At 57.6% G+C, this 9,987-nt stretch carries 10 protein-coding genes; 7 read left to right on the top strand and 3 right to left on the bottom strand.

Annotated features, from left to right (window positions below; translation table 11 throughout):
* Positions 1-45 precede the first annotated feature (45 nt).
* Entirely contained in the window at positions 46-996 is a 951-nt protein-coding gene (tal, locus tag GKN89_RS07395; RefSeq protein ID WP_019453873.1) for a transaldolase, read from the bottom strand.
* A 193-nt stretch (positions 997-1,189) separates the two neighbouring features.
* Entirely contained in the window at positions 1,190-1,648 is a 459-nt protein-coding gene (rpiB, locus tag GKN89_RS07390) for a ribose 5-phosphate isomerase B (RefSeq protein ID WP_063919848.1), read from the bottom strand.
* Between the two features lie 318 nt (positions 1,649-1,966).
* Between rpiB and GKN89_RS07385 the strand changes: the two genes are divergently transcribed.
* From GKN89_RS07385 to GKN89_RS07360, 6 genes are all read left to right on the top strand, one after another.
* Complete coding sequence (locus GKN89_RS07385; protein ID WP_063919847.1) at positions 1,967-3,079, top strand: alcohol dehydrogenase catalytic domain-containing protein; 1,113 nt, start codon at positions 1,967-1,969, stop codon at positions 3,077-3,079.
* A 66-nt stretch (positions 3,080-3,145) separates the two neighbouring features.
* A complete protein-coding gene (locus GKN89_RS07380) occupies positions 3,146-4,414 on the top strand; it encodes an MFS transporter (protein ID WP_154746605.1) in 1,269 nt (422 codons plus the stop codon).
* Between the two features lie 35 nt (positions 4,415-4,449).
* Positions 4,450-5,220, top strand: a complete 771-nt coding sequence (locus GKN89_RS07375; RefSeq protein WP_154746604.1) for an SDR family oxidoreductase — start codon at positions 4,450-4,452, stop codon at positions 5,218-5,220.
* A 29-nt stretch (positions 5,221-5,249) separates the two neighbouring features.
* Positions 5,250-6,251 (top strand): dihydroxyacetone kinase subunit DhaK, encoded by a 1,002-nt coding sequence (locus tag GKN89_RS07370; RefSeq protein WP_063919844.1) that lies wholly within the window; start codon positions 5,250-5,252, stop codon positions 6,249-6,251.
* A 3-nt stretch (positions 6,252-6,254) separates the two neighbouring features.
* Positions 6,255-6,911, top strand: coding sequence for a dihydroxyacetone kinase subunit DhaL (dhaL, locus tag GKN89_RS07365; protein ID WP_063919843.1), 657 nt, complete (start codon positions 6,255-6,257; stop codon positions 6,909-6,911).
* Positions 6,912-7,006: 95 nt separating this feature from the next.
* Complete coding sequence (locus tag GKN89_RS07360; protein ID WP_063919842.1) at positions 7,007-7,969, top strand: sugar-binding transcriptional regulator; 963 nt, start codon at positions 7,007-7,009, stop codon at positions 7,967-7,969.
* Between the two features lie 67 nt (positions 7,970-8,036).
* Here the strand turns inward: GKN89_RS07360 and GKN89_RS07355 are convergent, their stop codons facing one another.
* The gene (locus GKN89_RS07355; protein WP_019453872.1) at positions 8,037-8,630 is read right to left on the bottom strand and encodes a lytic polysaccharide monooxygenase; all 594 of its coding nucleotides are present in this window, start codon (positions 8,628-8,630) and stop codon (positions 8,037-8,039) included.
* Between the two features lie 404 nt (positions 8,631-9,034).
* Between GKN89_RS07355 and GKN89_RS07350 the strand changes: the two genes are divergently transcribed.
* A complete protein-coding gene (locus tag GKN89_RS07350) occupies positions 9,035-9,976 on the top strand; it encodes a LysR family transcriptional regulator (protein ID WP_019453871.1) in 942 nt (313 codons plus the stop codon).
* Positions 9,977-9,987 lie beyond the last annotated feature (11 nt).

Genomic DNA, 9,987 nt, shown 5'->3' with positions numbered 1-9,987 from the left:
GTTGGCAAGCTCTTTACGAGAAGACATAACGAAACTCCAGTACGGTTACAGTTGAGCGGCCAACATGTCTTCCAGCTTCTGCTGGTCGACGGCGAACAGGCGAATGCCTTCGGCGAGTTTCTCCACCGCCATGGCGTCCTGGTTGTGCAGCCAGCGGAACTCCGCTTCGGCCAGCGGAGCCGGTTGGTGGAAGCCTTCGGTAGACGGGGTCAGCTTGCGCTCAACCGGCCGGTCGCTGTTTTTCAGCTGTTCCAGCAGGTTCGGCGCGATGGTCAGACGATCGCAGCCGGCCAGCGCCAGAATTTGCTCAACCTTGCGGAAGCTGGCGCCCATGATCACTGTCTGGTAACGATGACGCTTGTAGTATTCATAGATGGTACGCACCGACTTCACGCCCGGATCCTGATCGGCATCGTAGTCGGCGGCAGGCTGTTTAGCCTGATACCAGTCATAGATGCGGCCGACGAACGGCGAGATCAGATACACGCCGGCTTCGGCGCAGGCGCGGGCCTGAGCGAAAGAGAACAGCAGCGTCAGGTTGGTGTTGATGCCTTCTTTTTCCAGCTCTTCGGCGGCTTTGATGCCTTCCCAGGTGGAGGCCAGCTTGATCAGAATGCGCGACTTGTCGATGCCTTGCTCTTGATACATGGCGATCAGCTTACGCGCTTTGGCGACACACATGCCGCGATCGAACGACAGACGGGCGTCCACTTCGGTAGAGATGCGGCCCGGCACGCTTTTGAGGATCTCGACGCCGATGTTGACCGCCAGCTTATCGCTGGCGTTGATCAGCTGGGTTTCCTTGCTGCCACCCTGGCGGCGGGCATATTCCAGCGCTTCGGTGATCAGCGCTTTGTACTGCGGCAGCGCGGCGGCTTTCAGGATCAGCGAAGGGTTGGTGGTGGCGTCCTGGGGTTCGAACTGGCGGATGGATTCGATATCACCGCTGTCGGCGACCACCGTGGTCAGCTGCTTGAGTGCGTCTAATTGATTCATTGATAAGCTCCTTGACCAAGCTCAACGTAGGGAAATGAGAACCTTTTTCATCATAGGGGGAACACACTGCATCATCGGGTCGGGAATGAAAATGCGCTTTTTCTGATTGTTGCGATGGATAATAACAATGGATGCCGAGTAAACCCAGGCGGAGCGCGGCTTGCGCGCGACCGCCATCGAGGCTGAAAGCGGTTTAACGCCGCCCGACCACGTTTTCGTAGTAGCCGATTCGTTCGACCTTCGGCGCTGAACCGCCCCCTTCAAATTCCGATTCCAGCCAGGCATCGACGATGGTTTTCGCCAGCTCTGCGCCGATGACCCGCGCGCCCAGCGTGATGATTTGCGCATCATTGCTTTTGCGCGCCCGTTGGGCGGAGTAAGTATCGTGACATTGCGCCGCGCGAATGCCGGGCACTTTATTGGCCACGATACTCATGCCGATGCCGGTGCCGCACAGCAGGATCCCCCGCCGATGTTTTTCCTCCCGTATCGCCTGCGCGACGCGATAGGCGATATCGGGATAGATCCCGGCTTCTGCGGCGCGATCCGTCGTGTAGTCAATGACGGGGATATCCCGTTGTTGCAGGTGGGCGACGATCAGATCCTTGAGTTCAATGGCGGCATCATCGGCGCCGATGGCGATAGGCAGCATAGCGGTCTCCTGGTTGATAACGAAAAGGGCGGCGATCCTCGGTGGCGCCACGTTCATTACCGTATCTCTGTTTTATCAAATGTTCAATTGATGATCTTTTGTTTTTTCGTATTGCTCTTCTTTGTACCACTAAAAAGGTGATTTGTGTCACTGATTAAGGGTTTTAAAGCGTTACTCATCCTTGGGTAGGTGGGTTTTTGAGCGATATCACACTTTAACAAGTTCGCTGTGGGCAAATTGAACGCTTGGCGTTAGTGTTCATTTGTTCTTTGTTTGTGTTAATGATCAAGAGAAATCACCCTACCAGAGGAGAGTGCTATGTGTCAGACCTGCATAACAGAGGCGAAAATGGCGGACGGTATCCCCGAGATCATGAAGGCGGTAGTGGCGTACGCTCCTAAAGATTACCGCCTGGAACAGGTGCCGGTACCGAAGGTTGGCCCGAAAGAGATCCTGGTGAAGATCGAGGCCTGCGGCATCTGCGCCGGCGATGTTAAAGCGTTCGAGGGGGCGCCCAGCTTCTGGGGCGATGAAAAACAGCCGGCGTATATTAAGGCGCCGATGATCCCCGGTCATGAATTTATCGGCCACGTGGTGGGATATGGCGATGGCGTTGAGGGGTTCAAGATCGGCGATCGGGTGATATCAGAACAAATTGTCCCCTGCTGGCAATGCCGCTTCTGCAACCGCGGCCAGTATTGGATGTGCGAAAAGCATGACCTGTACGGTTTCCAGAAAAATGTCAACGGCGGCATGGCTGAGTACATGAAGTTCACCAAAGAGGCGATCAACTATCATGTGCCGGCCGATCTGCCGATCGAAAAAGCCATTCTGATCGAACCCTATGCTTGCTCCTTCCATGCGGTGCAGCGCGCCAATATCAAGCTGGGGGACGTCGTGGTGTTGGCCGGGGCCGGCACCCTGGGGTTGGGCATGATCGGGGCCATCAAAAAGTCCGGGCCCTCGAAGCTGGTGGTGCTGGATCTGTCCGACGATCGTCTGGCCCTGGCGAAGCGCTTCGGCGCGGATGTGACGCTGAATCCGACCCGTGACGACGTGCCTGCGGTCATTAAAGCGATGACCGACGGCTACGGTTGCGACATCTATATCGAGGCGACCGGCGCGCAAAAGTCCGTGGAACAAGGCCTGACGCTGATTCGCAAGCTCGGCACCTTCGTCGAATTTTCCGTTTTCAAAGATCCGGTGACCGTCGACTGGAGCATCATCAGCGACCGCAAGGAGCTGGACGTGCTCGGTTCGCACCTCGGCCCTTACTGCTACCCGCTGGTGATCGAAGGCATCGCCAATGGCGATCTGCCGACCGAAGGCGTGGTGACGCATACGTTGCCGCTGGAACAGTTCGCCGAGGGCTTCGAACTGATGAAGCGCGGCGTGGGTTCAATCAAAGTGGTGCTCAATCCAAACCTCTGAAGCCTGCGTCGTTCCTCGGGTGCGGGCGAGCCCGCGCCTCCATAATCACATGTGCTGGGGTGTTCTATGTTGCATGGACTGATTCATCGCATTGGTCTGTCACCGAAATTGCTGCTGGGCTATGCCGGCGTGCTGGTGTTCATGATGGGCGAAGGGCTGGAGCAAGGATGGCTGTCGCCTTATTTGATCGGCAAGGGGCTTAGCATTCAAGAATCGGCGTTGTTGTTCAGCGTTTATGGCTTCGCCGCCGCAATCGCCGCCTGGTTTTCCGGGGTATTGGCGGAGATCTTCACCGCCCGGCGAGTCATGCTGGCGGGTTTGCTGCTGTTTTTGTTCGGTTCGGTGTGTTTTCTGACGTTCGGGTTGCCGAGCAACAACCTGTCGATCATGGTGCCGACCTATGCGCTGCGAGGTTTGGGTTATCCGCTGTTCGCTTACGGTTTTCTGGTGTGGGTGGCGTATGAGGCGCCGCCGGAAAGGCTGGGGTCGGCGGTGGGGATTTTCTGGTTCGTCTACAGCGGCGGGCTCAGCGTGTTGGGGGTGCTGTATTCCAGCATCATGCTGCCTTATCTCGGCGAAATCCACACGCTGTGGAGCGCGCTTATCTTCGTCGTGCTGGGCGCGGTGATTGCGCTGATGCTCAATCGCAGCGAAGGCACCGCGGAGCGCGGCAATCGGGAAAAAGCCTCGCTGGCTTACGTTCTGAAAGGCATCACCATCGCGTTCGAAAACCCGAAGATCGGCCTGGGCGGCATCGTGCGCACCATTAATACCTCTGCGGCTTACGGCTTCGTCGTATTCATGCCGATGTACATGATGGATATGGGCTTCACCCGTACGCATTGGCTGCAGATGTACGCCGCGCTGTGGACGGTCAACATCATTTTCAACCTGATTTTCGGCGTGATCAGCGACGGTCTCGGCTGGCGCAATGTGGTGATGTGGTTCGGCTGCGTCGGCTGCGCCCTGACCACGCTGATGTTCTACTACGTGCCGCAATTCTTCGGCGCCAACTACCTGCTGACCGTTTGCGCCGCCGGTTTGTTCGGCGCCTGCCTGGCGGCGTTCGTGCCATTGTCGGCCATCATGCCGTCGCTGGCGCCGGACAATAAGGGCGCGGCGATGTCGATTCTCAATCTGGGCGCCGGCTTGAGCACCTTTGTCGGCCCGGCGGTGGTGGGGCTGTTTATCGGCAGCCTGGGCACCGTTGGCGTGATCTGGATCTTTACCGGCTTGTACCTGTTCAGCGGCGTGCTGATGAAATTCGTCACGCTGCCGAAGGAAAACGCGACGGTGGCGGAAGAACGCGGCGCGAGTTTGGCGAAAATATCCTGACCGATGGTGAAGTTCACAGTTTTAAGGGGAAATTTATGATTAATCATCAAACTATGCCGCCACGCGAACTCTCGCTGCAGGGCAAGGTGGCGTTGATTACCGGCGGCGCTGCGGGTATCGGTCTCGCGATCGCCGAACGCTATCTGCAAAACGGCGCACGCGTGGTGCTGCTTGACCGTGCACCGCAGGTGGTGGAAGTGGCGCGGCAACTGCACGCCGAGGCGGCGTTGGGCGTTGTGGCTGACGTGACCGATTCGGCCTCGGTGGACCGGGCGGTGGCGCAGGCCGAAGCGCATTTCGGGCGGCTGGACGTGCTGGTCAACAGCGCCGGTATCGTCGCGCTGCATCCGGCCGAGGAGCTGCCGGAAACGGCGTGGGATGCAACCCTGGCGGTCAATCTGAAAGGCGTGTTTCTCACCTGCCAGGCGGTGGGGCGCCGTTTCATTCGCCAGCGCGGCGGCAGCATCATCAATCTCGCCTCGCAGGCCGGCGTAGTGGCTTTGCCTAATCACCTGGCCTATTGCGCCAGCAAAGCGGGCGTTATCGGCTTGACCCAGGTGCTGGCGTTGGAGTGGGGGCCGTACAACGTGCGGGTCAACGCCATTTCACCCACCGTGGTTTTGACGGAGCTGGGGCGCAAAGCCTGGTCTGGCGAGGTAGCGGAGCAGATGAAGCAGAAAATTCCGCTGCGGCGCTTCGCCGAGCCGCAAGATATCGCCGCCAGCGCTCTGTTTTTGGCCGGTGACGCGGCAGCGATGATCACCGGCGCCAACCTGGTGGTCGACGGCGGATACACCATTCAATAATTCCTTATTCAGGCGACAGAGAGGCCGCGATGAACAGAATCATTAACGATCCCGATCACGTAGTGGAAGACGCCATTCAGGGCTATCAGCTGGCCCATCCGAACTATTACGCCGCCACCGACAATGCGCGGGTGTTGAAATACCCGGCGGCGCCGATCGCCGGTAAAGTGGGCATTGTCACCGGCGGCGGTTCCGGTCATGAGCCGGCGTTCCTGGGTTATGTCGGCAAGAACATGCTGGACGCCGTTGCGATTGGCGAAATTTTTTCTTCTCCTACGGCAGGGGCGTTTCTCGACGCCTTCAAGGCGGCGGACAGCGGTGCCGGCGTGGCTTGTTTGTACGGCAACTACGCCGGCGACAACATGAACGTCAAGATGGCGATCAAGAAGGCCACGGCGGCCGGCATACGGGTGAAAACCGTGGTGGCCAATGATGATGTCGCCTCGGCGCCGGCCAGTGAAATCGAGAAGCGACGCGGCGTGGCCGGAGAAATTCTGATGTGGAAGGTCGGCGCGGCGGCGGCGGCCAAGGGCTACGATCTGGACGGCGTGATTGGCGCGGCGCAAAAAGCCATCGACCGGTGTCGTTCGATCGGCGTCGGCCTCAGTTCCTGCACCATTCCCGCGGTCGGCAAACCCAATTTTCATATCGAAGACGGCAAGATGGAGATCGGCATCGGCCATCACGGCGAACCGGGTATTGAGGTATCGCCGATCCAGTCGGCGTCGGCGATGGCCGGCACCATGCTCGACTTCGTGCTCAACGACATGCCGCTGGAACAGGGCCAGGAGGTGGCGTTGCTGATCTCCGGGCTCGGCGCCACGCCGGTGATGGAGCTGTATATCTATTACGCCGAAATCGAGCGCCGGTTGACGGCGAAAGGCGTGCGGGTGCATCGGCGCTACGTCGGCAATTACTTCACGTCGCTGGAAATGATGGGCGTGACGCTGACGCTGATGACGCTGGATGACGAACTGAAAACGCTGCTGGACATGCCGGCGCAATCCTTAGGTTTAACGCAGGTGGAGTGAATCATGACGGAACAAATTTCAACCCGGTACGGCAGTGAGATCGTTGCGGGGCTGATAGAAACCATTGTCAGCAACCGCGAATACCTGAGCGAAATCGACGGCGCCATCGGCGACGGTGATCACGGCATTAATATGTCGAAGGGATTCGCGATGTGCGGCGACGCCATTCGCGGCCGCGAGCTCACGCTGGCGCAGGCGTTCGATGCGGTTTCGGATGCGCTGATGGAGGGCATCGGCGGTTCGATGGGACCGTTGTACGGTAGCCTGTTCATGGGCATGGCGGAGAGCGTTCGTGAGCGCAGCGTGCTGGATAAGCAGGCGTTTCTGGCGATGTTGCACGGCGGATTGAGCGAACTGCAGGACATCAGCAGCGCGGGCGTGGGCGACAAGTGTCTGATGGATACGCTGATACCGGCGGTAACGGCATTTGAACAAGCGGCGGGGCGCGGTGACGACTTTGCCGCAGCGCTGGAACAAATGAAAATCGCCGCAGAGCGCGGGCGGGACTCCACCCGCGAGCTGGTGGCGAAAATCGGCCGCGCCAGTCGTCTGGGCGAGCGTTCGCGCGGCGTACTGGACGCCGGTGCGGTCTCTTGTTGTCTGCTCTTGACCCGATTGGCGGACGAGGTGGAGCAACGACTGAATACCGTTGCCGCTTGAACGCGTTATACTAGCGGGCATTCAGCCTTGTCGGAGGGCGGCGTATCGTCCCTCCGCCATCATCAACCGGCCTGCCGTGGGGAAACGTCTAACGGATGGAAAAACAAACTGTGTCCCAGGATAACGAACTGCTGACTGAAATCGCCGTGGCTTATTATCAGGATGAGATCACGCAGGAAGAGATCGCCAAGAAGTTCGGCATCTCGCGGATCAAAGTCGGTCGCTTGCTCAAACGCGCCAAGGAAGAGGGCATCGTCGAGATCAACGTGCGTTATCACCCGGTATTCAGTACCCGGCTGGAGCAACAAATGCTGGAGCGTTTTCCCATCAGCCGCGCGCTGATTGCGCTCGACCATCAGGACGAAGAGGAGCAGCGGCGACAGGTGGCGGCGCTGGTGTCCAACTATCTGGCAATGTCGTTGAAAGACGAAATGGTGTTGGCGGTCGGGCAGGGACGCAACGTGGCGGCGATCGCCGATCACGTCGGCAGCGTGACGGAACGCAACTGCAAGTTTATCTGCGGCATCGGCGGCACGCACCGTCCGGGCGATGCGATCAACGCCGACCACATCAGCCGGCGTTTGGCGAAGAAGTTCGGCGGCAGCAGCGAGACGCTCTATGCTCCGGCCTACGTCGAAAATCGCGCGTTGAAAGAGGCTTTCATGCAGAACGGCACGATTAAGGAAACGCTGGATCGCGCCCGTAAAGCCGATGTGGCGCTGGTTGGCATTGGCGATATGAATGAAAACAGCTACATGGTGAAGTTGGGCTGGTTCACGCCGCATGAGATTATCGACGCCAGCCTTAATCAGGGCGTGATCGGCGATATCGCCGGCTATGACTTTTTCAACGCTCAGGGGCAGCACGTCGACACGGTGATGAATGACCGAGTGATCGGGCTGAGCATTGATGAACTGCGCAAAATTCCTTGTGTGATCGCCATTGCTTCCGAGAATACCAAGGCGCTGGCGATTCTGGGGGCATTGCGCACCGGCGCCATCGATATTATCGCCACCAGCGCGCTCAATGTGCGCACTATCCTCAACATGTCGCAATAGCGGCACCTGCAAAAAAAAGGGTTCAGCGCCAGGCTGAACCCTCCAGAGATGTCCCCCTTTTGACGGATTAGTTGCTCAGGTTGACGTCGATCGCCTGATAGAAGGCGTTGGCGGTGTCGGCTATGTCCCACACGGCAAGGATCACGTGCGAACCGCTGCGATCTGCCGGTATGTTGCACTGGTGGGTGACCTGAGCGGCCGGGATGGCGCCGCCATCGTTGAACTGGCAGAACGGCGTCAGGTCAAAGGAAGCGCGGGTCAGTGGCTGAGAAGCGTCCCAGTTCGGTTTGGTGATGAAATAGCGCCAGCTGGTGGTGCTGTGACGCGCGGTCAGCTTCCAGGTAAAGGAGTTCGGGCCGGTTTTCAGGTTGAGCTTGTTCCAGCGCGTCGGCGTTTGCTGATCCAGCTCGAAGAAAGTGGACTTGTTGGCGCTGGCGATGTGGCCGTCAACCGGGCCGGCCTGCGGGAAGCCTTTCAGGCCTTCGACGCTCTGCGGTTCATATTGCACGCTGCCGCACTGCGTGTTGAGCTGCAGTTTGCACTGATAGGCGCGGCTGGCCGGCGACTCGACATAACCGTGGGCATTCGCCTGTTGCGAAACGCCGAACATGGCCGCGCTCAGCAGGCCCAGAGAGAGCAGGGTACGGGAAGTTTTGTTCATAAGTCACTCCTGACTGAAATTATGTTGTAAGTTGAGCGTATTTCACCGACAAAATGAGAGACTAATAACGCAATTGGAAATAACCCTTCTTGTCGGCTTGTTTTATTTTTATCATTCTGGTTGTGCGATAGAGCGGAATGTTTTAACGGCTATTAACGAAAATTATTATGATGACGATCTTTGATCGTTAGGCTGAATTTATTTAACTGTCACAGTGTAAAAACACGGCGCTATGATGAAATTTATATCATGTAGTGATGAATAGTATTTAAGATAGCGCTCTCATTTATGAAGTATATTGCTTGTTGCCTTGAGTACCCTTGTTCGACTTGATCGATTTTTGTGCGCCACCACCTCGGGAATTTAGTGTCATTTTTCTTATTTTATTTTAAAGAGGAATTTGTATGACTAGATTATCCCTGGACGCGATTAAAATAATCAGCACCATCAAGAGCACCGGCTCTTTCTCTATGGCGGCGGAGGCGTTGCATAAAACGCCTTCGGCGATCTCTTATCGGGTTTCCAATATTGAAAGCAAACTCTGTGTGAAACTTTTTCATCGCAATGGCCCTATGATTACCCTGACGGATGAAGGGGAGTTTCTCCTGCAGGAAGGCAGTTGGATTTTAAATGCGGTGCAGGATCTGGAAAGCCGGGTGCGCAACATCCCCAAGCTGGACAATAATATCCGCCTGGCGGTAGACACCTTCTTCCCGCTGGAAACGCTGACGCAGGATATCCGCGACTATATTCAACATTGCCCGAACGCCAATATCTCGGTGCAGCGGGAAGCGTTGAACGGCACCTGGGATGCGCTGAAGAACAACCGGGCGGATCTGATCATCGCCATCGGCCAAATCCCCGACAGCGTGCAGGCCAAAACCCTGATGCTCGGCAAGCTCAATTTCGTGATGTGCGTATCGCCTTCCCACCCGTTCGCGGCGCAGAGAAAGCCGGTATGCAAGAAGCAGCGGCTGAACGACATCGTGGTAGTGATCGCCGACAGCAGCCATGAGCTGCCCAAACGCAATCACGGCACGCTGCCTCTGCAGCGTCAACTGGTGGTATGCGATGTGGAAAGCAACCTGGCGCTGCTCAAGCGCGGCATCGGCCACGCTTTTTTGCCGCCTGCGCTGATCGAAAAGGAATTGGCCAGCGGTGAACTGGTGACGGTGCCGGTGGAGATGCAAAAGGGCGACGAAATGATTTGGCTGGCGTGGCATCCGGCCAGCAAGGGCGCCGGGTTTAACTGGTGGCATGAGCGGCTGACGCGCAAAAGCGATGTCTACAGCCTGATGGGCCGCGAAGTGGTGCGGGATGGCGGTTATCCATGGTGCCATAACTGAAGGAATAGAGA

The sequence above is a fragment of the Serratia sp. YC16 genome, from assembly GCF_009707615.1.
Classification (GTDB): Bacteria; Pseudomonadota; Gammaproteobacteria; order Enterobacterales; family Enterobacteriaceae; genus Serratia; species Serratia surfactantfaciens.
Note: the sequence above shows the minus strand (reverse complement) of the source record. Positions and strands in the feature narration are given on the sequence as shown.